28 protein-coding genes are annotated in these 25,622 nt (G+C 55.7%); 13 read left to right on the top strand and 15 right to left on the bottom strand.

Annotated features, from left to right (window positions below):
* Positions 1-24: 24 nt before the first annotated feature.
* A complete protein-coding gene (locus ACR0EO_RS08735; RefSeq protein WP_480688959.1) occupies positions 25-1,695 on the top strand; it encodes an adenylate/guanylate cyclase domain-containing protein in 1,671 nt (556 codons plus the stop codon).
* A gap of 216 nt (positions 1,696-1,911) precedes the next feature.
* A complete protein-coding gene (locus ACR0EO_RS08730; protein WP_480688957.1) occupies positions 1,912-3,630 on the top strand; it encodes a bifunctional sulfate adenylyltransferase/adenylylsulfate kinase in 1,719 nt (572 codons plus the stop codon).
* A gap of 140 nt (positions 3,631-3,770) precedes the next feature.
* On the opposite strand, the gene ACR0EO_RS08725 is transcribed toward ACR0EO_RS08730, so the two are convergent.
* The 5 genes from ACR0EO_RS08725 to ACR0EO_RS08705 form a co-directional block, all read right to left on the bottom strand.
* The gene (locus ACR0EO_RS08725; RefSeq protein ID WP_480688955.1) at positions 3,771-4,433 is read right to left on the bottom strand and encodes a hypothetical protein; all 663 of its coding nucleotides are present in this window, start codon (positions 4,431-4,433) and stop codon (positions 3,771-3,773) included.
* A 154-nt stretch (positions 4,434-4,587) separates the two neighbouring features.
* The gene (locus tag ACR0EO_RS08720) at positions 4,588-5,448 is read right to left on the bottom strand and encodes a glycosyltransferase family 10 domain-containing protein (RefSeq protein WP_480688953.1); all 861 of its coding nucleotides are present in this window, start codon (positions 5,446-5,448) and stop codon (positions 4,588-4,590) included.
* The gene (locus ACR0EO_RS08715; RefSeq protein WP_480688951.1) at positions 5,445-6,332 is read right to left on the bottom strand and encodes a PhzF family phenazine biosynthesis protein; all 888 of its coding nucleotides are present in this window, start codon (positions 6,330-6,332) and stop codon (positions 5,445-5,447) included. Before ACR0EO_RS08715 ends, ACR0EO_RS08720 begins: the two co-directional genes overlap by 4 nt.
* Positions 6,333-6,425: 93 nt before the next feature.
* Positions 6,426-6,650, bottom strand: a complete 225-nt coding sequence (locus tag ACR0EO_RS08710) for a DUF1150 family protein (RefSeq protein WP_480688949.1) — start codon at positions 6,648-6,650, stop codon at positions 6,426-6,428.
* A 5-nt stretch (positions 6,651-6,655) separates the two neighbouring features.
* Entirely contained in the window at positions 6,656-7,069 is a 414-nt protein-coding gene (locus ACR0EO_RS08705) for an Hsp20 family protein (protein WP_058275530.1), read from the bottom strand.
* Between the two features lie 164 nt (positions 7,070-7,233).
* Here ACR0EO_RS08705 and ACR0EO_RS08700 point away from each other — a divergent pair, with 164 nt between their 5' ends.
* Positions 7,234-7,458: a YdcH family protein gene (locus tag ACR0EO_RS08700; protein WP_170325931.1), complete on the top strand. Its 225-nt coding sequence runs from the start codon at positions 7,234-7,236 to the stop codon at positions 7,456-7,458.
* Positions 7,459-7,489: 31 nt separating this feature from the next.
* Here ACR0EO_RS08700 and ACR0EO_RS08695 read toward each other — a convergent pair whose 3' ends face one another.
* Complete coding sequence (locus tag ACR0EO_RS08695) at positions 7,490-8,875, bottom strand: FAD-binding oxidoreductase (RefSeq protein ID WP_480688947.1); 1,386 nt, start codon at positions 8,873-8,875, stop codon at positions 7,490-7,492.
* Between the two features lie 161 nt (positions 8,876-9,036).
* Between ACR0EO_RS08695 and purE the strand changes: the two genes are divergently transcribed.
* Genes purE through ACR0EO_RS08680 form a run of 3 tightly spaced genes read left to right on the top strand, consistent with a single transcriptional unit; the run spans position 9,037 to position 11,344 of the window.
* Positions 9,037-9,522 (top strand): 5-(carboxyamino)imidazole ribonucleotide mutase, encoded by a 486-nt coding sequence (gene purE, locus ACR0EO_RS08690; RefSeq protein ID WP_480688945.1) that lies wholly within the window; start codon positions 9,037-9,039, stop codon positions 9,520-9,522.
* Entirely contained in the window at positions 9,519-10,280 is a 762-nt protein-coding gene (locus tag ACR0EO_RS08685; RefSeq protein WP_480688943.1) for an NAD(P)-binding domain-containing protein, read from the top strand. Before purE ends, ACR0EO_RS08685 begins: the two co-directional genes overlap by 4 nt.
* Positions 10,277-11,344, top strand: a complete 1,068-nt coding sequence (locus ACR0EO_RS08680) for a 5-(carboxyamino)imidazole ribonucleotide synthase (RefSeq protein ID WP_480688941.1) — start codon at positions 10,277-10,279, stop codon at positions 11,342-11,344. Before ACR0EO_RS08685 ends, ACR0EO_RS08680 begins: the two co-directional genes overlap by 4 nt.
* A gap of 62 nt (positions 11,345-11,406) precedes the next feature.
* Here ACR0EO_RS08680 and ACR0EO_RS08675 read toward each other — a convergent pair whose 3' ends face one another.
* From ACR0EO_RS08675 to ACR0EO_RS08650, 6 genes are all read right to left on the bottom strand, one after another.
* On the bottom strand, positions 11,407-12,558 hold the full coding sequence (locus ACR0EO_RS08675) for an alpha-D-ribose 1-methylphosphonate 5-triphosphate diphosphatase (protein ID WP_480688939.1): 1,152 nt from the start codon (positions 12,556-12,558) through the stop codon (positions 11,407-11,409).
* Positions 12,555-13,328 carry an alpha/beta fold hydrolase gene (locus tag ACR0EO_RS08670; protein WP_480688937.1) on the bottom strand — a complete coding sequence of 258 codons (774 nt, stop codon included), beginning with the start codon at positions 13,326-13,328 and terminating at the stop codon, positions 12,555-12,557. Before ACR0EO_RS08670 ends, ACR0EO_RS08675 begins: the two co-directional genes overlap by 4 nt.
* A gap of 38 nt (positions 13,329-13,366) precedes the next feature.
* On the bottom strand, positions 13,367-14,209 hold the full coding sequence (locus ACR0EO_RS08665; protein ID WP_480688935.1) for a DMT family transporter: 843 nt from the start codon (positions 14,207-14,209) through the stop codon (positions 13,367-13,369).
* Between the two features lie 118 nt (positions 14,210-14,327).
* Positions 14,328-15,968, bottom strand: coding sequence for a chaperonin GroEL (gene groL / locus ACR0EO_RS08660; RefSeq protein WP_480688933.1), 1,641 nt, complete (start codon positions 15,966-15,968; stop codon positions 14,328-14,330).
* A gap of 54 nt (positions 15,969-16,022) precedes the next feature.
* A complete protein-coding gene (locus ACR0EO_RS08655) occupies positions 16,023-16,310 on the bottom strand; it encodes a co-chaperone GroES (RefSeq protein ID WP_155144864.1) in 288 nt (95 codons plus the stop codon).
* Between the two features lie 152 nt (positions 16,311-16,462).
* On the bottom strand, positions 16,463-17,137 hold the full coding sequence (locus tag ACR0EO_RS08650) for a DUF2161 domain-containing phosphodiesterase (protein WP_480688931.1): 675 nt from the start codon (positions 17,135-17,137) through the stop codon (positions 16,463-16,465).
* Between the two features lie 124 nt (positions 17,138-17,261).
* On the opposite strand from ACR0EO_RS08650, the gene ACR0EO_RS08645 reads away from it, so the two are divergent.
* The gene (locus tag ACR0EO_RS08645) at positions 17,262-18,242 is read left to right on the top strand and encodes a TraB/GumN family protein (RefSeq protein WP_480688929.1); all 981 of its coding nucleotides are present in this window, start codon (positions 17,262-17,264) and stop codon (positions 18,240-18,242) included.
* Between the two features lie 111 nt (positions 18,243-18,353).
* Positions 18,354-19,274 carry a manganese-dependent inorganic pyrophosphatase gene (locus ACR0EO_RS08640; RefSeq protein WP_480688927.1) on the top strand — a complete coding sequence of 307 codons (921 nt, stop codon included), beginning with the start codon at positions 18,354-18,356 and terminating at the stop codon, positions 19,272-19,274.
* Between the two features lie 45 nt (positions 19,275-19,319).
* On the opposite strand, the gene ACR0EO_RS08635 is transcribed toward ACR0EO_RS08640, so the two are convergent.
* On the bottom strand, positions 19,320-20,108 hold the full coding sequence (locus ACR0EO_RS08635) for a hypothetical protein (protein WP_480688925.1): 789 nt from the start codon (positions 20,106-20,108) through the stop codon (positions 19,320-19,322).
* Between the two features lie 155 nt (positions 20,109-20,263).
* Between ACR0EO_RS08635 and ACR0EO_RS08630 the strand changes: the two genes are divergently transcribed.
* The 5 genes from ACR0EO_RS08630 (at position 20,264) to ACR0EO_RS08610 (ending at position 24,178) form a co-directional block, all read left to right on the top strand.
* Positions 20,264-21,139 (top strand): HAD family hydrolase, encoded by an 876-nt coding sequence (locus ACR0EO_RS08630; protein WP_480688923.1) that lies wholly within the window; start codon positions 20,264-20,266, stop codon positions 21,137-21,139.
* A 100-nt stretch (positions 21,140-21,239) separates the two neighbouring features.
* Positions 21,240-21,683 (top strand): MaoC family dehydratase, encoded by a 444-nt coding sequence (locus ACR0EO_RS08625; RefSeq protein WP_480688921.1) that lies wholly within the window; start codon positions 21,240-21,242, stop codon positions 21,681-21,683.
* Between the two features lie 58 nt (positions 21,684-21,741).
* Positions 21,742-22,674 (top strand): bifunctional riboflavin kinase/FAD synthetase, encoded by a 933-nt coding sequence (locus tag ACR0EO_RS08620; RefSeq protein ID WP_480688919.1) that lies wholly within the window; start codon positions 21,742-21,744, stop codon positions 22,672-22,674.
* Entirely contained in the window at positions 22,671-23,144 is a 474-nt protein-coding gene (locus ACR0EO_RS08615; protein WP_480688917.1) for a YcgN family cysteine cluster protein, read from the top strand. Before ACR0EO_RS08620 ends, ACR0EO_RS08615 begins: the two co-directional genes overlap by 4 nt.
* Positions 23,144-24,178, top strand: coding sequence for a threonine aldolase family protein (locus ACR0EO_RS08610; protein ID WP_480688915.1), 1,035 nt, complete (start codon positions 23,144-23,146; stop codon positions 24,176-24,178). Before ACR0EO_RS08615 ends, ACR0EO_RS08610 begins: the two co-directional genes overlap by 1 nt.
* 25 nt (positions 24,179-24,203) lie before the next feature.
* On the opposite strand, the gene ACR0EO_RS08605 is transcribed toward ACR0EO_RS08610, so the two are convergent.
* Together ACR0EO_RS08605 and ACR0EO_RS08600 are read right to left on the bottom strand one after the other, a co-directional pair.
* Positions 24,204-25,019: an alpha/beta fold hydrolase gene (locus ACR0EO_RS08605; protein WP_480688913.1), complete on the bottom strand. Its 816-nt coding sequence runs from the start codon at positions 25,017-25,019 to the stop codon at positions 24,204-24,206.
* Positions 25,016-25,618: a DsbA family protein gene (locus ACR0EO_RS08600; protein WP_480688911.1), complete on the bottom strand. Its 603-nt coding sequence runs from the start codon at positions 25,616-25,618 to the stop codon at positions 25,016-25,018. Before ACR0EO_RS08600 ends, ACR0EO_RS08605 begins: the two co-directional genes overlap by 4 nt.
* Positions 25,619-25,622 lie beyond the last annotated feature (4 nt).

Genomic DNA, 25,622 nt, shown 5'->3' with positions numbered 1-25,622 from the left:
GCAAAGCGAATGCAGGTGATTTGATTGAATAGCGTTCTATGGCAAGGCGGGTGGGCAACCCGGCTGAGGATCGGCAGCGGCCTGGTCCTGTTTACCTTTGCCTTTTTCCATTTCATCAATATTGGACTGGGTCTGTTTCACACCGACTACCTGCATGGAATGCAGGATGGCCGAAAGTCTGTCACCCGGCACGATGCAATAAGTGTGGTTTTGTATGTCGCTCTGCTTTTGCACGCCGGGCTGGCGTTGCATGCGATAAGTCAGCGCAGAACACTGCGTATGCCTTTTGCAACCGGCCTGCAGGTTGTGCTAGGGTTATTGATCCCACTGCAGCTTATCTCTCACATCGTGCAAACGCGCTATGCGCATGAAATATATGATGTAAATGACGAGATGGGCTACATCATCATCCTGATGTGGCCAAGCTCCGTCATCTGGACGCAGAGCCTGCTGTTGCTGCTGGTCTGGGTTCATGGCTGCATCGGTTTGCACAGGTGGCTGCGGTTGACCAGATGGTGGTCAAAAACGGTTCCCTATCTGATCGGTGTCGCCGTATTTATCCCATCATTTGCGCTGGCCGGGTTGCTGACCGAGGGGCGACGCATATGGGCAGATTTCGCCGACCCTTTCCTACGCGAACAATATATCGAGCACTACAACTGGCCATCACCCGAGGAATTTGAGGCCATGTTCAGCGTCAAAGACAATGCGCTGATGGCTTTCTGGATCGCGATGGCGACGGCATTGGCAGTTTATGCAATCCGCAAGCTTTGGCGTCGCAGACATTCCGTGAGGGTCAAATATGTCGAAGGCCCAGAGGTTGTCGCCGAAAAAGGTATGACCTTGCTTGAAATTTCGCAGGCCAATGGCATTCCCCACACTGCCCTGTGCGGAGGCAAGGGCCGCTGTACGACCTGCCGAGTGATCGTAGAGGATGGCGCTGATCAGCTTCCCGCCCCCAGCGAGATCGAAGCTCGCAGCCTCGCCGCGGTTGGTGCTCCGCATGGTGCGCGACTGGCGTGCCAAATACGTCCAACCGAACCGCTAACAGCATTTCGCATGTTCCGCCCGGACGGAGGACGTCACAGGGCGCACGCGAGTCAGGGACAAGAACGTAAATTGGCGGTTTTGTTTCTGGACATGCGCGGCTTCACCTCTCGCACCACAGGCCAACTACCTTATGACATCGTGTTCTTGTTGAACCGGTTCTTCGACGCAATCGTTCCGGCAATCACTGCGGATGGTGGGGTGGTAGACAAATATATGGGTGACGGTCTCTTGGCCGTATTCGAAACACCCGATGCCGAAAGCTCAGCCCGGGCAGCGTTGAAAGCGGCCGCAGACGTAAGTCGCGCGCTTGAACGGTTTAACCAGCAACTCGACGGGGAAGACAGCCCACGTATCCGCATCGGCATGGGCCTGCATCTGGGTGATCTGGTTCTTGGGGAGATCGGCGCCGCTGGGAACGCTGCCCGTACGATAATCGGAGACGCTGTTAACGTAGCCAGCCGCTTGGAAGGTGAGACCAAAGGGCTGGGTGTGGAACTCTTGGTTTCTGACGAATTGCTGCAAGCCGCGGGTTTTGACGGTGATCAGAGTGGCATGAAAACCTTTGAATTGCGGGGGGTGACGCGCCCCGTTCTTGCCCTACCAGTGGCAAGTGCTTCGGAAATACTGTCGATCCCTGCGGAGTAGGAACACACGTGCTGAATTTGCACTTCAGTGGCGCGCGAGCGGGAAGTAAGTCGCCAAAAAACGCCGAGACCGAAAAATCCTTCCAATCCGGGTAAAAACCGCGCATATCGTCCTTAATTTCGTGAATGTATATGGACTTCGAACTGCACTCGGGGCACATGCCCCGCAACTATCCCTGAATCACCGGTAAAACCGAACTTCGACAAGAGTATTCCTATGACGATGTTAAGCAATCTGGCTCCGATCCCTGAACTTTATGTATCGTATGAGTCGGCCCAAAAGCTAAAAGTAGAAGCCGCCGACCTGACCAGCTGGGACCTGAGCCCACGTCAGATTTGCGATTTGGAACTATTGATGAACGGTGGGTTCAACCCGCTCAAAGGCTTTTTGTCTGAGGCCGACTACAACAACGTCGTCGAAAACATGCGTCTGGAAGACGGCACCCTGTGGCCGATGCCGATCACTTTGGACGTCAGCGAAGATTTTGCCGAAACCATTGAGCTGGGCCAGGATATCGCACTGCGCGATCAGGAAGGTGTCATCCTCGGCACCATGACCGTAACTGACCGCTGGACTCCGAACAAAGCTCGCGAAGCGGAAATGGTTTTCGGTGCGGATGATGATGCGCACCCGGCTGTGAACTACCTGCACAACGTTGCCGGCAAGGTCTATCTGGGCGGCCCCGTCACTGGCATCCAGCAACCCGTTCACTATGACTTCCGTGCCCGCCGCGACACGCCGAACGAGCTGCGCGCTTACTTCCGCAAGCTGGGCTGGCGCCGCATTGTTGCATTCCAAACCCGGAACCCTCTGCACCGCGCGCACCAGGAACTGACCTTCCGCGCAGCGAAAGAAGCGCAGGCCAACCTGCTGATCCATCCGGTTGTTGGCATGACCAAACCGGGCGACGTTGACCACTTTACCCGCGTTCGTTGCTACGAAGCCGTTCTGGACAAGTATCCTGCATCGACCACCTCGATGTCGCTGCTGAACCTGGCGATGCGTATGGCTGGCCCTCGTGAAGCTGTTTGGCACGGCCTGATCCGCGCCAACCACGGCTGCACCCACTTCATCGTTGGCCGTGACCACGCTGGCCCAGGCAAAAACAGCCAAGGCGAAGACTTCTATGGCCCTTACGATGCACAAGATCTGTTCCGTAAATTCCAGGATGAAATCGGCATCGAAATGGTCGACTTCAAACACATGGTTTATGTGCAGGAACGCGCCCAGTACGAGCCCAATGACGAGATTGCGGACAAGGACAACGTCACGATCCTGAACATCTCGGGCACCGAACTGCGCCGCCGTCTGGCCGAAGGTCTGGAAATCCCCGAATGGTTCAGCTTCCCCGAGGTTGTCGCCGAACTGCGCAAGACCAAGCCGCCGCGCAGCCAGCAAGGCTTTACCGTGTTCTTCACCGGTTTCTCAGGCTCGGGCAAATCCACAATTGCGAACGCCCTTATGGTCAAGCTGATGGAGATGGGTGGCCGTCCGGTGACGCTGCTGGATGGTGACATTGTTCGTAAGAACCTGTCGTCTGAGCTGGGCTTCTCGAAAGAGCACCGCGACCTGAACATCCGTCGTATCGGTTACGTTGCCTCTGAGATCACTAAGAACGGCGGTATCGCCATCTGTGCTCCGATTGCGCCTTACGCAACCACACGCCGCGCGGTTCGCGAGGATATTGAACAGTTCGGTGCGTTCTGCGAAGTACACGTCGCAACCTCAATCGAGGAATGCGAACGCCGCGACCGCAAAGGCCTGTATAAGCTGGCGCGTGAAGGAAAGATCAAAGAGTTCACAGGAATTTCGGACCCATATGACGTGCCAGCAAACCCCGAGTTGAGCGTCGAGACTGAGAACGTGGACGTCGACAACTGCGCCCATCAGGTGCTGCTCAAGCTGGAAAGCATGGGCCTGATCGCTGCGTCCTAAAATCGGAAAGACTGAACTGCAAAAGGCCCTCGTACTCCGAGGGCCTTTTTTACTTTAAAGGCGGATTTTCTATTCACCGCGTCATTTCACTGCGTTCATGCGGAGACCAACCATTTAGTGATTGGTTCGCAACGTTGGCGCTAAGGGTTTGCCGTTGAAGGTGCAGCGGGACACATCCCCAAAAGACGACAAATCTTTTCGAACAAGGCGTCTGTTGCCGACAATAGCCAGTTCGCGCCATGCATAATGTTCAGCACGACATTCCACCAGTTATTGGGAAGTAGCCCGGAAAGGGCTTCTACAACTTGCCCGTACATGCCGTTTGCAATATCGGCTGCCGCATTCGTCAAACTGGCCACGACGCCTTTTAAGTCAAACTCACCTGTTGGTATGATTGGAACACCAAGCTGAACTAAAATCGTTGATATAATTGTTTTAACGGCCAGCTTGCAAAGCTTACATGGAAATCCTCGGAAAGCATTGGCAAGACCGCGACGAACTTGGGAAACGATCACTTTTACTTTGGCGACTCCTTGTGAGACAAAGCTGAACAACAAATTAATCGACTCGTTTGTCGCTCCCCTGAAAATCTGACCAAGGTTGCTTTCCTGATGTTCCTCTAAAGGTATATCTGTCTTGACCTCAACGTCTCCTGAGACCTTTTGAATAACGACCAAGGTATCGGCATCAAAAGACTCCAGTATTCTTTGAAAGGAAAACTCTCCGTCAACGAGCTCAAACAATATCTCTTCAATCACGATATCATCGGATTGGTACTTTTCCGAAGTCACAAGATGCGGCATGGAACAGCCCTCCAGTAAAGTTAATTTTTGGAAATATGGGCAATCATAGCAGAACCAGCCACTTTAGCGTCAAGTTGATAGTTCAGGAGCGAGATCAAATCCCAGCCAGCAATCTTGATAGATTAACGCTAGAGAGAGCCTATTTCCTTTGGACTTAAAGCTCTTGTCTCAACGCCATTACCGCGCGCCGCTCAAAATCCCCAAACTCTGCCGCTTGCTGCTGGATAGATTGCAGATGCGGCAAACGTGTGGCGTAATCCTCGGCTGAGACCGATTGGATTGCACGTTGAATATCCGCATCGGAATTGCAGACGATCATTCCTGATGTGTCGAAGAAATCACCAACATTTGGACAGCCCCAGTAAATTGGCACTGTTGAGCACAGGATCGCGTCAGTCAGCTTTTCAGAGAAATAGTTCCGCTCTTGCACGTTCTCGATCACCACAGAATAGCGATACGGAGCCAAACCATCGGACTTACGCTCAAACGGCGTGTATCCGCGCCCCATAATATCAACATCCGCATCAGCTTCACGCACCCAGTCGATCACTTTGTGGCGCAACTGATGCCCTTCCAGGTCACGTTTGGCCGAGGCGATCAACGAGCACGATTTGGTTTTTGATACGTCCAGACTTTGCCAGTCCGGCACCATAGTCACCCCATAGGGCAGAAACACAGCGTTCGGGATGCTATTCAGAAGAACTTCGTGAAAGGTGAGAACGCGGAAGAACCGGCGCCACGTATGACGAAGCATCCGATCATGCTTGCCGTGGATAGCCGAAGGTTCACCCATCATCAACGAGATCTTCGCACGCGTGCCCCGACGCAACCGCAGATGCACGGTCGAATTCGGGTACATTATCAGGTGGTCAGAGGCCTCCAGATCACCAACGGTCTTCCCCATCAGTCGATCAGGGCACCCCTCGGGCCAAATAAGCTCGGATAAAGGGACTGTGGCCAGTTTCGGCCCAAGCCGATGCCCATAGGGAAGGATGGCAATGGCGGGCTGTGTCATTTCATGATCTCAGGTAAATCAACCTGACCACGCATTAAAACGTGACCACGCCCAGCCACCCGTATTCCGGTCATCGCATCCGCAGGCCCGACCCGCGTGACAGTTGCCTGACCCGGGCGACCCATGTCGTGCCCCTGTTCTGCGACAAAGCTGTCCTTGGACATTAACCCGTGCTTCCAAAGATATGCCGCCATCGCACCAGTCGCGGAGCCTGTGAATGGATCTTCGGGCGGGCTGGGCGGCGCCATTAACAGCCGTGAAAAGGTATCTCCTGCCTCGGTTGCGCCTTTGAGGGTCACAAGAAAAGGCTCTGCCATATCCGACCCGGAAAACCCGGCCATCTCGGAAACCTTAGGCAGAGCCGCCACGTTCAACTGTGCTGCGCGTAGCGCCTCATGATCACGTAATACAGTGATACAGAAGGGCAAACCGGTGGACACAAATTGTGGTGGAGAAACGATCGCATCCTCAGGCAAGCTGACCGCGGCAGCGACCAGATCTACAGGAACCAGCGCACCAAATTGCGGTGCTACCTGTATCATTTCGATCTCGTCACCGTTCAACTGGATCGCGACGATACCCGCCCCAGTTTCAAGAGTCATAGAATTGCCTTGGAATAGTCCCCGAGACCGCATGGCCGCGACAGTGGCAATGGTGGGGTGCCCTGCAAATGGGATTTCACGACTGGCAAGAAAGTAGCGAACCCGGACATCTGCCACATCGGACGGACCGGTGAATGTGCACTCTACCAAAGACGTTTCTTGCACATAGGCCATGCATACGTCCTCGGACAGAGCTGCACCGCCATGAACCACAGCGCATCCGTTGCCGCCAAAAGCACGGTCGCTGAATGCATCTACCCAATCAAAGTCAAACCAGCTCATTTCTCGCGCCTTCTGCCATGCTAACCGTCACAGGTTCGCATATCTCGCCTGCAGGGGCGCAGATGTCACGGGAAAATCGCCAAGGGGGCCGTTTCAGTGAACGGCCACCGGTGAAAAGTCATGCTCACGGGCCAGGTTAAAGGCCAGTTTTCGGTCAGCGACCAAGGCCAATTGCTGACCGTCCGAGTCGTAGACGGCATACAGTTGCGCCAGATCACCTGCCTGTTCACGGACTTCGCGAGGCAGATCCGCAACTTCAACCGTTTTGACGTAGACGATACGGTCGCCTTCGGTATTCAGTTCAATCGGTGTATTCATAGCTCTTACCCCTTTCTTATGTTGATCGTTTGCACCACGGTTTCCGGTACGGCCCGGGTCAGATCCACGTGCAGCAGACCGTTTTCCATAATGGCCTCACCGACCTCAACACCATCTGCCAGCACAAACATGCGCTGGAATTGACGCGCTGCGATGCCACGATGAAGGAATATACGTCCTTCGCTGTCGTCGCGCTGACGGCCCCGGATCACCAACTGGCGATCTTCGATGGTAATCGACAGATCTTCTTCCGCGAAACCGGCTACAGCCAGTGTGATGCGATACGAAAAGTCCGAAGTCTGTTCGATGTTATAGGGCGGGTATCCTTCATTGCCAGCCTTTGCAGACCGTTCCAGAAGGCGTTCCAACTGCTCGAACCCCAAAAGATGCGGGTATGAGCCAAGAGTAAGTTTCGACACGTATTTTCGTCCTTTTTTGTCAAAGCGACGTCTTATGCGGCCCCTTTCTGGCAACCGCATGTTATAGAATATGGGAAGAAACCAGGATGTCCACAAGGTCTGGCCGGATAAAGCCTGACACACTATCTTGTGTGATAAGCACCACAATACAGACTGAGTCGCCCATGAACGCGCCCACCGATCTTTCGATGAAAACAGACGAAGTTTTACGGGTCGAGCTGGAGGTATTCCGCCGCCAGCACCGAGATCTGGATGAGGCGATTGAAGCGCTGCAAGCCACCGGCACAGCCGATCAGTTGACGATAAAGCGGCTGAAAAAGCAGAAACTGCGCTTAAAAGACATCATCCGCCTAATCGAAGACCGATTGACGCCGGATATTATCGCTTAAACCGAAACAAGTTGAACGCTCCGATTGTTCATTACGGAGCGACATTCGCATTCGCGCTAAAGAAGTTTGTCGGATCGTATTTCCGCTTCAGCTCCTTCAATTGCCCAAAATTCTCTCCGAACGCAGATTCAACAGCACTGTCTTCGTCGGCACCGAGATAGTTCAAATACGTTCCGCTTGTTGCAAATGGTGACAACGCGTCGTGCGTCGCACGCGCCCAAGCAATTTGACCCGCGTCATCTGCTGCATCTGTCCAGAGAGGCAGTATGGCAATCAGGTACTCATGCCCTCGCTGAGCGAACGCGTTAGCGCCATTGCTCTTGGAGCTGGCGGCACCGGCGCAATGTTCGATTAGAATTCCGGATCCAGGAATAGTCATCCCCTTGGATTGCTCGACGATCGTGTCGATGGCGTCATCCGTGAGCGCATTTAGATAAGCGGATTTCCAATAGTTTCTGCTGCCTGCCGTGTAGGCCGCATCCAACATGGATTGCATCGCAGGAAACGGCATCTCCTGAATATCGACAACCAGCGGTTCTCCTATCTCCGCCAAAGGCTGGATTGCTTTTCGGCCAGCTTCTTTGTCGTCTCCGATCCAACACGGCACCAGCGCGATCAACGGAGTTCCGTCTGGCCCCCACAACAAAGCGGCATAAACCATCAGCTCATTCGGAGCACGCGAGACAATATCCCGAAAACCACGCAAAACTTCCGCGGCTGCCTCACGCGGGTAGGCGATCATACCTCCCAGCACTGTGGAAAGTGGGTAAGCCTTGTAGAGAAACGAAGTCACGACGCCAAAGTTACCACTGCCGCCACAGATCCCCCAATACAGATCAGGGTTACTGTTTGCGCTGGCCGTGAGCGTGGAGCCTTCTGCAGTGACAACTTCGGCTTCGACCACGTTATCGCAGGTGGGACCGTATTTCCGGGCCAGCCACCCGAATCCTCCACCTGTCGTCAACCCACCGATGCCAGTTTGTGAAACGACACCCAAGGGCACTGCGAGGCCATGAAGATGACTCTCTCGATCCACGTCGCCCAACAGGGCTCCGCCTTGGGCACGCACGGTTTGGGCGTTTGGATCTACATGGACCGATCGCATGTCCGATAGATCAATAACAATCCCATCGTCGCAGACGGCCCGGCCGCCCACATTGTGGCCACCCCCTCGGATTGAAACCAGAATGTTGTTTGTAAACGCGAATTTGGTGGCCGCAGCCACGTCTGCCGTACCGTGGCACCGCACGATGGCGCCGGGATGCTTATCAACCAGTGCATTCCAAATACTACGCGCATCGTCATAGTCGGCGTCACCGGGCAAAATCAACGCCCCCCGAATTTGCGTCCTGAGGTCTTCAATACTCTCTTGCGGCACGGCCTCACCGTCCCGGTTCTTTAAAACTACATTTGCCATGGGTTTCTCCTCGGGGACCGATGTCCCGCCTCAATCATACACTATTTTGAATGTATTTTCAGCAGATGGCCGAATGCGCCTCAGAGCCGCCAAACCACATTGCCTCTGGGACCGATTTGGCTATAGTGCGCGCTCTTTCTGGAAGGCAGGGACACAAGCGGATGAGCGATGTGAAAGTGGGGATCATCATGGGCAGCCAATCGGATTGGCCCACGATGAAAGAAGCCGCGGATATTCTGGATGAGCTTGGCATTGCGTATGAAAAGCGCATCGTCTCGGCGCACCGCACCCCTGACCGTTTGTGGGACTACGGAAAGACCGCCGTTTCACGCGGCCTGCATGTCATTATTGCGGGTGCCGGTGGGGCCGCTCACCTTCCAGGTATGATGGCTTCTAAAACGCGCGTGCCTGTAATCGGCGTTCCAGTGCAAACACGGGCTCTATCTGGTGTCGATTCTCTGTATTCTATCGTGCAAATGCCCAAGGGCTTTCCAGTTGCTACCATGGCGATTGGTTCGGCTGGTGGTGCGAATGCAGGCCTGATGGCAGCCGGTATTCTGGCTCTTGAGGATAACGCTCTGGCCGACCGGCTTGATGCATGGCGCGAGGCACTTTCTGCTTCGATCCCTGAGGAGCCTCAGGGATGAGCCGCATCGGATTTATCGGAACCGGCCACATTGCGGCTCCGATGGTTCGGTTCCTCGCCTCAAAAGGGCATTCAATCTGCGTCACCGAGCGGAACACTGACGTTTCTGCCGAACTCAAGGCCGAGTTGAGCGTCACTGTGACAGATGCTCAGTCCGTGATTGACGCGTCGGACATCGTTTTTCTGTGCTTACGCCCGCAAATCGCGCCGGGCGTGCTCGAGAGACTAACGTTTCGCGCCGACCAACAGATCGTGTCTGTCATGGCCGCAGTACCAGAGCAGCAACTGGCGCATCTCTGTGCCCCAGCCTCAGATATTGTTCAGACAATCCCCTTGGGCTTCTTGCAACAAGGCGGATGCCCCTTGGCAGCTTTTGGCAATGCCTCCCTATTGGCTGAGCTTTTTGAGCCTGAAAACCCAGTCGTGACCGTTTCGGACGAAGCGGCCCTCAACGCCCATTTCGCTATTTGTGCAATGGTTCCCGGCATGCTTGACCTGATGGCGACTGGTGCGGCTTGGCTGACTGAACAAACCGGCGACGCGAATGCCGCCGAATTCTACACAACTCAACTATTGGCAGGGTTCCTGTCTACTATGGAAACAGGTACGTCGGGTCGACTGGCGACGGAGCGCGACGCATTGGCGACGGAGGGAACTCTGAGCTTGCAGATGACCGATGGGTTACAGGCCGGCCGCGCCCATGATGCCCTGCGCGATACCCTAGCCGCGATTGGTTCACGTTTGGAGACGAAAGAATGACCGACACACTAGCACCCGGCGCAAAGATCGGAATTCTGGGCGGGGGTCAGTTGGGCCGGATGCTGTCAGTGGCGGCAGCTCGTCTGGGGTTTGTCACTCATATCTTCGAGCCCGGCGCCAACCCGCCTGCTGGACACGTGGCGGATTATGTGACCACCGCGGCTTATGACGACGCTGATGCTCTGCGCGCCTTCGCTCAGTCGGTCGATGTGATCACCTATGAGTTCGAAAACATCCCAACCGAAGCTCTGGACCTGCTTGAGGCTCATTGCCCAATACGGCCTGGGCGCGAAGCGCTACGCGTTAGTCAGGACCGACTGACCGAGAAGAACTTTCTGCAAGGCTTGGGCCTGAAGACCGCACCGTTTGCGGATATCACCGACTTGGGCAGCTTGCAGGCGGCGATTGAACAGATTGGTGTCCCTGCGATCCTAAAGACCCGCCGATTTGGGTATGACGGCAAGGGGCAGGCTCGGCTGCGCACGCCCGAGGATGCAGAAGCAGCTTTGGCTGATATGGCTGGCGCACCCGCAATCCTCGAAGGCTTCGTCGAGTTCACCCACGAGGTTTCGATCATTGCCGCCCGCGGGTTGGACGGCCAGGTTGCGTGTTTTGACCCCGGTGAAAACGTTCACCGCGACGGGATCTTGCACACCACAACGGTCCCTGCCCGCTTGCGCCCGGCACAGCGCACGGATGCTGTGCTGCTGGCTGCAAACATCCTGAACGCACTGGACTACGTCGGTGTCATGGGTGTTGAACTGTTCGTCACGCCCGGTGGTCTGATTGTGAATGAAATCGCACCTCGAGTGCACAATTCGGGGCATTGGACGCAGAATGGCTGCGCCGTGGATCAGTTCGAACAACATATCCGCGCTGTCGCTGGTTGGCCGCTTGGTGACGGGCAACGTCATTCAGACGTGGTGATGGAGAACCTGATTGGCGATGACATGAACCGCGTCCCAGAACTAGCCAAAGAGCGTGACGTGGCATTGCATCTTTATGGCAAGTCCGAGGTCAAAGCCGGTCGCAAGATGGGACATTTCAACCGAATTGCGCGCTAGGGCATCGCGCGGGCGATCAGCCCCTTTCACGAGCGCATTGGGAACCTGACACAGGCTCTGTGTCAGGTCATGAACCGAGCCGCAATGTCTCCGGCCATATAGCTGACACGCCCTGCCGAAAGCGTCGCTGCGACGCGATGGCTTTTGGTGTCGAGGATGACCAGATCAGCGCGCTTGCCTACTGCCAAGTCCCCGCGATCCTGCAAACCCAGTACGCGGGCGGGGCCGGAGGATACCAGCGCCCATGCGCCCGCCATGTCCACCAAGCCCGAGTTTGCCAGCATCAACGCCGCCCGGCGCGGGCTGGGGTAGTGGTAATCCGATGCCAACGCATCACAATACCCCATTGTGATCAGGTCCAGCGCGCTGACGTTTCCTTTGTGAGATCCACCCCGCACCACATTAGGTGACCCCAAAATAACGAAATCACCTGCGGACCGCGCGGCCTCTGCGGCTTCGAGTGTCTCGGGGAATTCTGAAATCTTTGCCCCCCGCGCACGCCAATCCGTACGAGTTTGGGCGGTTGCGTCATCGTGACTGCCCATTCGCACGTCCTGCGCTGCCAATGCGCTGCACAGTTTGTCCAATGCTGCGGGCACTTCCCCACGGCGACTATGCATCGAAAGTAAAAGCTCAAAGTGTTTTTCGGGATTGCGACCAGCCTTAAGCGCCTGTCCGGTCAATCGCGGCGGCTTACGCCCTTCTACCAGTCGATCATGAGGTAAGTGATCGTTGAAAACCACATACGGCACCTGCCATTCTAAGATGCGTTCAGCCAGCCCCGCATAATCATCCAACATATGCGTTTCAAATCGCAGCTGAGGCATGAGGTCAGTGACAACCCGGTCCTTGACCGAGGCGATAGCATCAAACACCTGCCCGGCAAACTCGGGGCCGCGAACACCGCCCTCCCAACTATAGAACTGGGCAAGCACGGCTGTGGTGATGCCGTTGGCAGCAAGCTCGGCCTCGACCGAGAGGATGCCCTCGTTCATTTGCTTCATCGCCCCACGACGCGGCGCGATATGTCGTTCGAAGCCATCCCCGTGCAGGTCAATAATGCCGGGCAATACAAGATACCCCGAAAGGTCAACTTTCCGCCCTTCGCAGTCGGGTTGGATGACACCTTCTGCGAAAGAAAGATCTTCGGCCGTCAAGCCTTGGTCCGGCAGCAGGACGTCTGCGCCGGTCAAAGTTAGGTTTAATGCAGTCATTGCGTGGGCTCCGACTCGGGTTCCGAGCAGTTCTGACCAATGCAGATCTCGTCGATGACGTCCATTACACCGTCTAGCCAAGTGATTTGCGGGTCAAATTGCCCAAACTCGATGAAGTGTAATGCTTGCGCCATGACACGCGGGTTGTTCATCATAAATGTATGGGTCACTGGCAGGACTATATGATCTTGCATACCGTCCACCTTGGTCGTCTCGATTGAAACTTTGCCGTCATCCTTGCCATCAATCATCGAGGAAAACACAGGGTTCAAAGAGTTCTCACCCGCAATCACGCCCAATTCAAAATCCACCGGCGGCAATTGTCGCGGTATCCCTTCGGGCCCGGTGCCCAGGGCCAGACCAGCTGGCCCGTGCAGCATTCCGAACACTTCCCATGCACCAAGTTCATCAACCAGTTGGCTGCCTTGATTGGGTGGGCCCAGCATGACAACGCGACCCAAGTTCTCTGGGTGATGATCCTGGAGCCTGTACCGAAGCAAGATCCCACCCATCGAATGAGCCACCACATTCACGGTGTCCTCTCCGCAAGACGCAAAAGCGTCCGGCAGAGTTTGATTGGCCAGTTCCGGAATAGGCAGGTCAGTCGAGGGGTATCCGGGACGTACCACCTTGTATCCGTGCGCCTGAAATAGCTGCTCCATGACAGTAAATGACGCTTCGGTTCGCGCAAGCCCATGCAGTAGCACCACACATTTCGCTTGGGCCACAGCAGGAACGAGAAACAAAAACAAGGCGAGCAGGTATCTCATAGCCGCCAAATAAGCCCTATCTGCAGTCGATGAAACCCCTAGCGGGGTTTCAGGCGCAGAACAGCCAAGGCGATGCCGCCCAAGACAAGCGCGGCGCCTATTATCAGACGCAAGCTGGCGGCTTCATTAAGCATAACGACCCCGCCAAGAATAGCGATTATCGGAACACTCAGCTGCACTACCGCTGCCGTAGTTGGTGCGAGTTGCGGAAGAACGCGATACCAAAGCGCGTAACCCATCCCGGACGTCACTCCCCCAGAGATAGCGGCCAGCAGATACCCCATTCCGGTCATCTTCCAGTCTCCGCCGATCAGAAGCAGAGCCAAACCGGTTACTGGAAGCGCAACGACAAAGTTGGCCCCTGTTCCCGCCAACGCATCTGGTTCAGAACGACCAACCAGCGAATAGATTGCCCACCCTACCCCGGCAGCCGTCATCAGCATCGCGCCCGTCAGGTCAACTTGCACCGAACCGGAAGGCCAGAGAACGTAGGCCAGACCTGCCATTGCGATGGCTGCCCCAACGATCTGACGGACAGTTGGCGTATTCCCTGAAACCGAAGTCACCGCGAACATTGTAATCTGCACTACGCCAAACAAGATCAGCGCACCAAGCCCGGCATCCAACGTCAGATAGGCAACCGAGAAACCGATCATGTAAAGGGACAAAGCCCCCGCCCCTGAAATTCGGCGCCGGTTTCTGAGCGGCAGATGACCTGCCCTCGCCCACACCAAGGCAGCCAGCACCAATGCGCCAGTCAGCACCCTTACAACAGCGAAACCCGCAGGATCGCTGGCACCACTGTCGATCGCCAGACGGTTCAGGATCGAGTTCGCCGCAAAGGCGCACATGGTCAACGCGGTTAGAAGGAACAGTCTCATATCAACCGCATAGCGGTTTCACAGCGGATTGGACACTCACTTTCCCGCGCGAGATATGAAACAAAAAACGGGGCCGCCCTTAGGCGACCCCGTCCATTAGCACTATGGCTTAAGCAGCTTACATCATGCCGCCCATGCCGCCCATGTCGGGCATGCCGCCTGCAGCAGGTGCATCTTTTTGCGGCCTGTCGGCAACCATCGCTTCTGTGGTGACCAGCAGACCAGCAACCGATGCCGCATCTTCCAGAGCGGTACGGACAACTTTGGCCGGGTCGATAACGCCGAACGAGAACATGTCGCCATATTCTTCGGTCTGTGCGTTGAAGCCGAATGCTGCGTCAGCGGATTCACGGACTTTGCCCGCAACAACCGCACCGTCAACACCTGCGTTCTCGGCGATCTGGCGCAGCGGCGCTTCGATTGCCTTACGAACGATGTTGATGCCTGCGCTCTGGTCAGCGTTTGCGCCTTCCAGCGATTCCAGTGCTTTACCGGCCTGAACCAGGGCAACACCGCCGCCTACAACAACGCCTTCTTGAACAGCAGCGCGAGTTGCGTTTAGAGCATCGTCCACACGGTCCTTACGCTCTTTCACTTCAACTTCGGTCATGCCGCCGACGCGGATAACGGCAACACCGCCTGCCAGTTTGGCAACGCGCTCTTGCAGCTTCTCACGGTCGTAATCCGACGAGGTTTCTTCGATCTGAGTGCGGATCTGAGCAACACGTGCTTCGATCTCGGCTTTCTCGCCAGCACCGTCGACGATGGTGGTTTCGTCTTTGGTGATTTCGATTTTCTTGGCGGTGCCCAGCATGTCCATGGTGACGGACTCGAGCTTCATGCCCAGATCTTCGCTGATGACTTGACCGCCGGTCAGGATTGCGATGTCCTGCAGCATGGCTTTGCGGCGATCACCGAAGCCCGGTGCTTTGACAGCAGCAATTTTCAGGCCGCCGCGCAGTTTGTTGACAACCAGAGTTGCCAGCGCTTCGCCTTCAACGTCCTCAGCAATGATCAGCAGTGGCTTCTGCGACTGGATCACCTGCTCGAGCAGCGGAACCATCGGCTGCAGCGAGGACAGTTTCTTTTCGTGCAGCAGGATCATGCAGTCGTCGAGTTCTGCGATCATTTTGTCTGCGTTGGTGACGAAGTAAGGCGACAGGTAGCCACGGTCGAACTGCATACCTTCGACAACATCGGTCTCGGTTTCCAGACCTTTGTTTTCTTCGACGGTGATAACGCCTTCGTTGCCAACTTTCTGCATCGCGTCTGCGATCTGCTGGCCGATTTCGGCTTCGCCGTTGGCCGAGATGGTGCCAACCTGTGCAACTTCTGCCGAGTCTTTAACTTCGCGCGAAGCCGACTTGATGCCTTCAACAACCTTGGCAGTTGCCAGGTCGATGCCGCGCTTCAGGTCCATCGGGTTCAGGCCAGCAGCAACCTGCTTCAGACCTTCGCGAACGATGGCCTGAGCCAGAACGGTTGCAGTGGTGGTGCCGTCACCGGCTTCGTCATTGGTGCGGCTGGCGACTTCTTTCACCATCTGCGCGCCCATGTTTTCGAACTTGTCTTCCAGTTCGATTTCCTTGGCAACCGAAACACCGTCTTTGGTGATGCGCGGTGCGCCGAAGGATTTGTCCAGAACCACGTTGCGGCCTTTGGGGCCCAGGGTCACTTTAACAGCATCGGCCAGGATGTTCACACCTGCCAGCATGCGGTTACGGGCATCGGTGTCGAACTTGACGTCCTTTGCAGCCATGTCGTTTCTCCTTGAGAAAATGTATTGGAAGGAAGATCAGAGAAGCGCGATTGCTTACTCGATGATCCCCATGATGTCGCTTTCTTTCATCATCAGCAGCTCTTCGCCGCCAACGTTGACCTCGGTGCCCGACCATTTGCCGAACAGGATCTTGTCGCCAGCTTTAACAGCCATTGCGATCAGCTCGCCGCTGTCTTTGCGCGCGCCTTCACCGGTTGCAACAACTTCACCTTCGCTGGGCTTTTCTTTTGCACTGTCAGGAATGATCAGGCCGCCTGCGGTTTTCTCTTCGCTTTCTGTACGGCGAACCAGCACACGGTCATGAAGCGGTTTCAATGCCATCTTTGCAGCTCCTTGGGCTCAAAGTTTGTTTATCCTCCCCTCGCCGGACGGCGAGGTGTTAGCACTCAGAGTATGAGAGTGATAACGACGCATAGCTAGGAGGTCCAAATCCCCGAGTCAACAAGCGGCGGCAGATTTTTTGACAAATGGCCTCAGCTGGCCTGTTCCCAGCTATAAGCCCAGTGTTTCAGCCCTTCTGCTCCTTCTGCGGTAAGGCCATAGACACCCTTTTCGACTTTATCGAACCATCCATAGTGATTGTCGCGCATCAGCCGAGTTGCTGTGGGAACACCGGTTGCTTTAGCGACGTCCGCGCCTTTGGTCGAACCATGCTCTGCCAGATGCGCCGCGCATTTCAAGGCATCCTGCCGATAGGCCGTGACGATACCGTGCCGAGTTGCGCCGCCTGCGTTCGGGTCACCCTCCAGTCGATCGAATTCGCGCAGCAACCGCGCAGCCTTGTTCTTGTTTTTGCGTGATGCATATGGGCCGGGGTCACATTGCACCTCTACTGTACCGTCTGCGCGTACGGTGAGCAGCCCCAGACCTAATCGACGACACAGCGCTAGGTTGTCTTTTATCGCACGCCGGGCTGACCGCCCTGTGGGTTTGCACACCCCGATATAGACCTGATCCGTAACCCTTAGCCGCGTGATAGCTTGATGAAAGAGCGCCAGAGAAAAGCGCAGTTTCAGCTCGACAATCACTGGCTCTTCCCCATCACGAACAGCAACGATATCGGCTGCGCCGACTTCACCTTTGACGGTGTAGCCCTGACGCTCCAACAACGCCTTTATTGGGGGATAGAGATCCTGCTCGCGCTCCATGTTTGCATGCTATGCGTTTTGACATGGAAAACCAGTCGATACCCACAGCTTTCTAATGATCCTTGTGCCTTTGTTCGTACCGGGGCAAAGTCGTGGTGACACTGGTTTCTAAGGAAAATCCTCGATGCGCCTGTTTCTGTTTGTGATTTGTCTACTCATGCCTGCCACAGTGCAAGCAGCCTGTGAAGGCCGTGACCTAAAGGAGGATCTGTCACCAGCGGCACAAGCCGAACTGCAAGCGGCCGTTGCGAGCACGCCCTACCCCGAAGGCAACCATTGGATTGCGACCAAAGACGATAGAGTACTGCACCTCGTCGGCACACTGCATCTGAATTACCCGCAGATGGGTACGATTATTGATGGCCTGGCACCGACACTCACCCAGGCCGATGCTTTCTATTTTGAAATCACCAAGGACGAAATGGCGGCATGGGAACAGGAACTAGCTGCCGATCCAAGCGCCATCATGATCACGTCCGGCCCTACTTTGATCGATCTGATGCCTGCGGAAGATTGGGCAGCACTGTCCGCAGCACTGGAAGAGCGCGGCATACCCGGATGGATGGCAGCCAAAATGCGCCCCTGGTTCCTGAGCATGACACTGGGAATGCCCACCTGCTTGATGCAGACCCCTCAAGCCGACCACGGCATAGATTCACGGCTAGCTGATCTGGCCACCGAACACGGCATCCCGCAGTACTCGCTTGAGAGCGTTGAGGATCTTATGTCCGTATTCGAGATTTACTCGATCGAGGAACAGGCGAAATCCTTAGGTAAAATGGCTGGCACCTTCCAAAACAGCGAAGACCAAATGACCACCATGACAAACGCCTATTTCGACGAACAACACGGGCAGGCTCTAGAATTGGCTCGCATTTTGGGGCGTAAGTTTTCGGGTCTTTCAGCCGAAGAGTTCGAAAAGGAATGGAACCCGTTCGAACAACACCTATTGGTCGAGCGCAACAACAACTGGATGTCACAGATCCTAAACATTCCAGAACAGACGGCAGTAATCGCGGTCGGCGCAGGGCACCTAAGTGGCGAGCAAGGTCTTCTAAACCAGTTGCAGGAAGCTGGATACACGCTAACCCGAGCTCCATTCTGACCTTGCGTCAATAAAAGTCAGACCAACCGTCGCAGCGTAAACTCTGCCGGGTGACAACCCCGGCAGAGCACCCTATAAGGCGCGCAAATTTCCAATCCTCAGGACGCTGACATGACAACTCTTGTATTTGGCCATAAATCTCCCGACACCGACTCTACAGGCTCGCCCATCCTGTGGTCTTGGTACCTGAACGAAGTCAAAGGTGAACAGGCCGAGCCGGTACTGCTGGGCGAGCCCAACACCGAAGCCGCATTCATGCTGCAGCGCTGGGACCTGCCCAAGCCGCGCATCATCGACGACGTCGAAGCGGACGCGCCGGTTGTCATCGTCGACACCAACAACCCCGCCGAGCTGCCCGCCAGCGTCAACAGCGCCGACATCCGCGCCATCATCGACCATCACAAACTGGTCGGCGGTCTGGAAACCAAAGGCCCGATCGACATCACCGTGCGCCCGCTGGCCTGCACCGCGACCATCATGGTTGACCTGATGGGTGACGACGCTGCCAAGATGCCCGACGCTGTTAAGGGCGCCGCACTGACCTGCATCCTGTCGGACACGTTGGAATTCCGCTCGCCTACCACAACCGCGCATGACCGCGCAGTGGCCGAAAAACTGGCCGCTGAACTGGGCCTCGACGTTTCTGCTTATGCTGCAGACATGTTCGCAGCTAAATCGGATGTATCGTCCTTCTCGGACGCCGAACTGATCCGCATGGACAGCAAAGAATACGAAGTCGACGGCACCAAGTTCCGCGTTTCGGTTCTGGAAACCACCGCTCCGGGCGTTGTTCTGGACCGTAAGGCCAGCCTTGCGAACTCGATGGTAGACGTTGCCAAGGAGGACGGCGTCGATCAGGTTCTGCTGTTCGTTGTCGACATCCTAAACGAAGAAGCCACCCTGCTGGTTCCGAACGATCTGGTTAAAGGTGTTGCTGAAAAGAGCTTTGGTGCGTCGGTTGACGGTGACGCTGTGGTTCTGCCGGGCATCATGAGCCGCAAGAAGCAGATCATTCCAAACCTCAAGGTCTGACTTCCGCACAAATCGAATTCAAAGGGCGCCCCTTAGGCGCCCTTTTCAGTTTTCGACCACCTCAGATTCTTCCGACCAAAGGAACAGATTTCCGTCGCGGCGATAAAAGATCATTTTGTGATCTTTGAACAAGTCATCCTCGGTGATCTCTTCCCAATCCAGGGAGTCGCTATTCAGGACCTTGCGGAAATATTGAATACACAAGTTGGTCACACCCACCCACAAGTGATCACCCGGACATGGTTCTCCTTGTTGGGGTTCAAAGGTGTCAGCCCGAAACTCAAAACACGTCTCGAACGGGTAGATACCCCTGCACCTTTCGGCGGCATAGTAGAAAATTTGATACGTGAAGAAGTTTGCCCTGGCTGTATTCGCAAGGAAGAGAATTTCGCTCCACTGAGTTTCATTCTTTTCGAGATAATAGTACGGCGTGAAAATCTCATAGGCCGTTGCAAAAGCAAAAACCCTTTCACCAATATCCGTCATGTATTTGTATGGCCTGTAGGTCAGCGTGCTCCAGTCTCGAATGTCAAAACGAACGTCAGGCCTCTTGGGAATGACATCCTCTTCGGCAAAGATTGCCTTGGCAAAAATAAGGTTAACACCCTTCTGCCCGGTGTTACGGGCTGACGTTGTAATCTTAACCGGCACAATCCCTTCACCCACGGGCTTACCAACATCAGCTGAAACGTTCACTTCGAGCACGTAGTTCTTTTTGACCTCGAACAGACCAAATTGAAAAACTGCCCATAGCCCGGCAAGCGTGATGGCAACGATTTGGAACCATCGGAAAAGCACATCGGTCGTACTGTGGGTTTTGGTATTATCCCCCATTTTACGCTCCGCAAATTCTTTAAAACCTTCGCATTACTTTACCACAGATCACATTTTCGACGAATTACAGGACCGCAGGTGAAGGGTGCGGGATGGTCATTTGGCCCGTGCTTTGGCATAGCTAGCGCAAACCTGCATTTTGCTCCGAGGCCACTATGACCCAGATCATCCACGCCCTTTCCGAAGTATCTGATCGCTACAAAGCGTTGTTCGTTGACCTTTGGGGCTGTGTCCACAACGGCATCACCGCCTACCCCGAGGCTGTTGCCGCCCTTAAGGCCTATCGTGCTAAGGGCGGCGTCGTGGTTTTGGTAACGAACTCGCCCAAGCCGCGCGCGGGCGTCGCCGATCAACTGGCGCAATTCAATGTCCCCGCTGACGCCTATGACACCATTGCAACAAGCGGCGACTCGGCCCGCTCGGCAATGTTCCGAGGAGCTGTTGGCGAAAAGGTTTATTTCATGGGCGAATGGGAGCGTGATGCGGGCTTCTTTGAGCCGCTCAAGCTGCTGCATCATCCTATTCATATTGAACGTGTGCCACTGGACGAAGCTGAAGGGATTGTTTGCTGTGGTCCGTTCGACCCAATGGCGGATCCGTCGGTCAATCGCCCGGATTTCCTCTATGCCAAACAAAAGGGCATGAAGCTTTTGTGCGCCAACCCAGACATCGTGGTCGATCGTGGCGAAGTTCGCGAATGGTGCGCCGGCGCTCTGGCAAAGCTCTATACCGAGATGGGCGGAGAGAGCCTCTACTTCGGCAAGCCTCATCCGCCAATCTACGATCTGGCCCGCCGCCGGTTGCAGGAATTGGGACACGACATCCCCGACGGTGACATTCTGGTTATCGGAGACGGCCCACATACAGACATTCTAGGAGGTATGGGTGAGGGCATTGATTCTCTGTTCATCTCGGGCGGATTGGCCGCAGCCGAAACAAAAACGTCGCACCACCCGCACCACGAATCCCTAACCGACTACATCGCAAGGGAAAATATCAATCCGACATACACAATCGGACGATTGAGGTAGTCAGAAAAGACTTGATTTTCTGCGACTGCGAAGTAATAAAGTTGCCCAACACGGGCGACTTTGATTGTTTTGTTGCCCACTGATCTCGAACGAGGGTGACATGTTGGACAATCTGCCGCGCGGAACGATCTGTATCGAAGACATCGAAATGGGCATGACCCGTTACCTGCGCAAAGTGGTGACGGATGAAGACATTGAGATGTTCGCGCAAGTTTCGACTGACCGAAATCCAGTGCATCTGGACGACGACTATGCCCGCGATACAATCTTCGAAGGCCGTATCGCGCATGGGATGCTGACCGCCGGCCTGATCTCAGCCGTGATTGGAGAGCAGCTGCCCGGACACGGAACTGTCTACATGGGTCAGTCGTTGAAGTTTCTGGCCCCCGTACGCCCTGGGGACATGGTTTACGCCGAAGTCAAAGTCGTCGACATCGACTTTTCTAAGCGCCGCGTCAAACTGGATTGCCACTGCTCGGTTGAGGGCAAGAAAGTACTGATTGGCGAAGCGATGGTGCTGGCTCCGTCCCGCAAGTTCGACTGAGGTTTTCCAGACGTCTCAGGCTCTTGAACAAGCGGTCCAGTCCCGCTAGGCAGTCGCCATGCGCATTATCCGGGATTTTCAGTTTATCGAGCCTCAGGACCGCGGTGCCAGTGTGGCAATCGGGAACTTTGACGGCGTTCATATCGGCCACCAGTCGGTAATAGAACTTGCGCGCCGATCTGCCACGGATGCCCCTTTAGGGGTGTTGACCTTTGAGCCGCACCCGCGCGAATACTTCGCACCGGATACGCCTCCGTTTCGCCTGATGCGTGGCAACGCACGCGCGCACCGGCTGGAAAAACTGGGTGTGCGAAAACTGTACGAATTGCCGTTCAACGCCGCGTTGGCTGGCCTGACCCCAGAGGAATTTGCCCGCACTGTTATCTGCGACGGCCTGGGGTTGTCACACGTGGTCGTGGGGGCCGATTTCTGTTTTGGCAAAGGACGCAGTGGAACGGCCGATGACATGGTCCGCTTCGGGCAAGAAATGGGGTTTGGCGTGACCATAGCACCATTGATGGAACGGTCTGAAAACGTGGTTTCTTCAACAGCGATACGCACCGCCCTGTCCGAGGGCCGCCCGCAAGACGCGGCCACTATGTTGGGCCATTGGCATCGGATCGAGGGCGAGGTGATCGGCGGTGAACAGCGCGGTCGAGAACTGGGCTTCCCGACAGCCAATATGTCGATTGAAGGCCTGCACCCGCCGAAGTTCGGCGTTTACGCGGTGTTAGTTGATGTTTTGGACGGCCCCCACCAGGGCAGCTATCACGGTGCAGCTTCGGTCGGCACCCGGCCTATGTTCAATGGTGAAACCCCAAATATTGAGACCTTCTTGTTCGATTTCTCAGGGGATCTCTATGGCGCGACCCTATCAGTCGGGCTGGTTGATTATTTGCGCCCAGAGATGACATTTAATGGCCTCGACGGCCTGATCGCCCAGATGGATACGGATTGCGACAAGGCTCGCGGTATTCTGGCGGCGCTATGACGACCGATCCTATTGATCGCAAAGGCCTGAGCCCGCGTTTCTGGGAGCGTAAGCCGCTTACCAAGATGAATCAGCGCGAATGGGAGGCTCTATGTGACGGTTGCGGCAAATGCTGTCTGAACAAGTTGGAAGACGAGGACACTGGCGAGGTCGCCCTAACCTGCGTAGCCTGCCGCCTGCTTGACGATGAAACCTGCCGTTGCACGCAATACGACATCCGCCACCAATTCGTGCCGGAGTGTATCGTGATGGCGCCCGACAACATCGACGAACACGCCTATTGGTTGCCGCAGACTTGCGCCTATCGGCTGCTGTGGGAGGGGAAACCTCTTTACGACTGGCACCCGTTGATATCTGGTACGCCCGACAGCGTGCATGCCGCCGGAATGTCGGTTCAGGGTCGCACAGTATCCGAGTTCGAAACACCACTCGAAGAGTGGGAAGACTATATCATCGAGGAGCCCAGCTGATGTACTTCGCCTCTGACAATTCCGGGCCAGTTCACCCGCAGGTCATGGCCGCACTGAATGCGGCCAATGAGGGCTACCAGATGGCCTATGGCGCAGACACGCTGATGAACGAAGTGCGGGACCGCATTCGCGGAATCTTTGAGGCGCCGGGCGCGGCGGTTTATCTGGTGGCCACTGGTACCGCTGCGAATTCGTTGGCCCTGGCCACACTTTCAAACCCTTGGGATACAGTGTTCTGTTCGCCGGTCGCACATATCCACGAAGATGAGTGCAACGCTCCGGAATTCTACAGCGGTGCCAAGCTGACGCTCGTTCCGGGTGGCGATAAAATGGATCCGAGTGCTCTGCGCAAAGCGATCACGGCAGAAGAAGTGCGTGGTGTTCACGGCCCTCAGCGAGGCCCTGTTTCCATCACGCAGGTGACCGAGCGTGGATCAGTCTACTCATTGGACGAGCTGCAAGAGCTCTGCGGAGTGGCAAAAGACTTCGGTTTGCCCGTTCATCTCGACGGCGCAAGGTTCACCAACGCGCTGGTTGCGCTGAATTGCTCACCTGCGGAAATGACATGGAAATCAGGTGTCGACGTGGTGAGTTTCGGCGGCACCAAGAACGGGTTGATGGGGGTCGAAGCCGTTGTCTTCTTCGATGAATCCAAAGCCTGGGAATTCGAGCTGCGACGCAAACGCGGTGCTCACCTGTTTTCCAAACATCGCTATCTATCCGCTCAGATGGCGGCTTACCTACAAGACGATCTGTGGTTGAAAACAGCCCGTCAGGCGAATGCCAGCTGCGCCCGTTTAGCAGAGGGCCTGAGGTCGAAAGGTGCTTTGTTCCTGCATGAACCACAGGCCAACATGATCTTTGCGCAGTTCTCTCGTGCACGGCACAAACAACTGCACGACGCCGGGGCAGTCTACCACCTTTGGGGGGCGGAACTGGATGGTGGCGAGGATGAAGAGATCCTCGCCTGCCGATTGGTGTGCGACTGGTCAATAAGTGCAGAGGAAATAGACAGGTTCCTCGCTCTTCTATGACCAAATGACCTAGCCTGGGATCGTCTCAGGCCGAGACGGTCGATGCCTCTTTCCAGAAGGGAACCACCAACCGCGCCGTATCACTTGGGTGGGTAATTGGAAGCATGTGCCCTGCGCCTTCGACGACCGCGCAAGATGCGTCAGGCAAAAGACGTTGCAGGCCCTTAGCAACGGCAGGCATGACGGGGTGGGTCTTTGTTCCACACAAGATCAGGATCGGCATAGCAGCCTTGTTGATAGCTTCAGGTCTGGCCAGACCCTTGTCATCGTCGAACAAGGCGCCCTCAACTGCCGCTACAACGTTAACTCCGCGAACCATCGCGGTGCGCGTGCGTTCTGGAAGGTCGGGCCAACGGGGGCTGTCTTCGGTGCTCCACATACGGTTGAACAATCTGGCGGCCAACGCGAAATCTCCGGCGGCCAAAGCGTCCTTATAGGGCTGTGCCTCTTCGTCATGCTGCTTGAGAAGGTTCGGAGCGGCCAGTCTCGCGATCGCAAAGAACACGGGTTCTATCAAAACGACGCTGCGGACCAGATCGGGATGTTCTATCGCCAGCCGCAAGGCCACCATGGCACCGAACGAGTGCCCGATCACGTCCATAGGTTCCGTCAATTGTTCAGCCGCTTGTTGCGTCACGAGGTCATAGTAATCACCCTGCCCGTCCCAATCCGGACTGTTCCCATGCGACAGCATATCGGGTGCGATCAGGGTCGCCCGACCATTCAAAGCGGCCGCCAACCCTGACCAGGCACCTGAATGTGCAATGGTACAGTGCAGAGCTAACGCCTTATGCGCGCCCTGCCCCAGAGCCCTGACAAAAGTGGATGGAGCGTGGCTCATCCCTTCATCTCAGCCAGATGTCGATCCAGATCGTCCAACCGGTCCTGTCCCCAGAATCGCTGGTCATCCTCTGTGATGTAGAAAGGAGCACCAAAGACGCCCCGATCCACGGCTTCTTCAAGGTTGGCTGCGTAGGTTTCAGCACCGACCAGCAGACCGCTATCCGCAAGGCTGGGATCAAATCCGGCCTGCGATAGGCAATCTCGGATCACTTCGTCTTGGGCGATGTCCTTTTCCTCGACCCAACAAGCACGCAGAAATGACTGTACCAACTTGCCCACGTCACCGGACCCGTCTTTTACTGCCGCGATCACCGCGTATGAGGATGGTGCCATGTTTGTTGGCCAATGTGCGGGTTGCAGGTTGAACTCTATCCTCTGGTTTCTTGACTGCCGCAGCAATTCCTGCGCTCGGTATTCGACCCGCGAGATATGGCGATCCTTAGGCGGTGTCCCACCTGTGCGCGCGAACAAAGCCATAATATCCAGCGGCTTATAGTTAATTGTCGCATCGTGTTTTGCCGCTATCTCTTCAAGACGCCCCCCTGCCAGGTAGGTGTATGGCGAGAGTGTCGCAAAAAAGTAGTCAATCTGGGCCATGTTC

The sequence above is a fragment of the Ruegeria sp. BE9 genome, from assembly GCF_056538765.1.
This window is presented reverse-complemented; position numbering and strand designations above follow the sequence as displayed.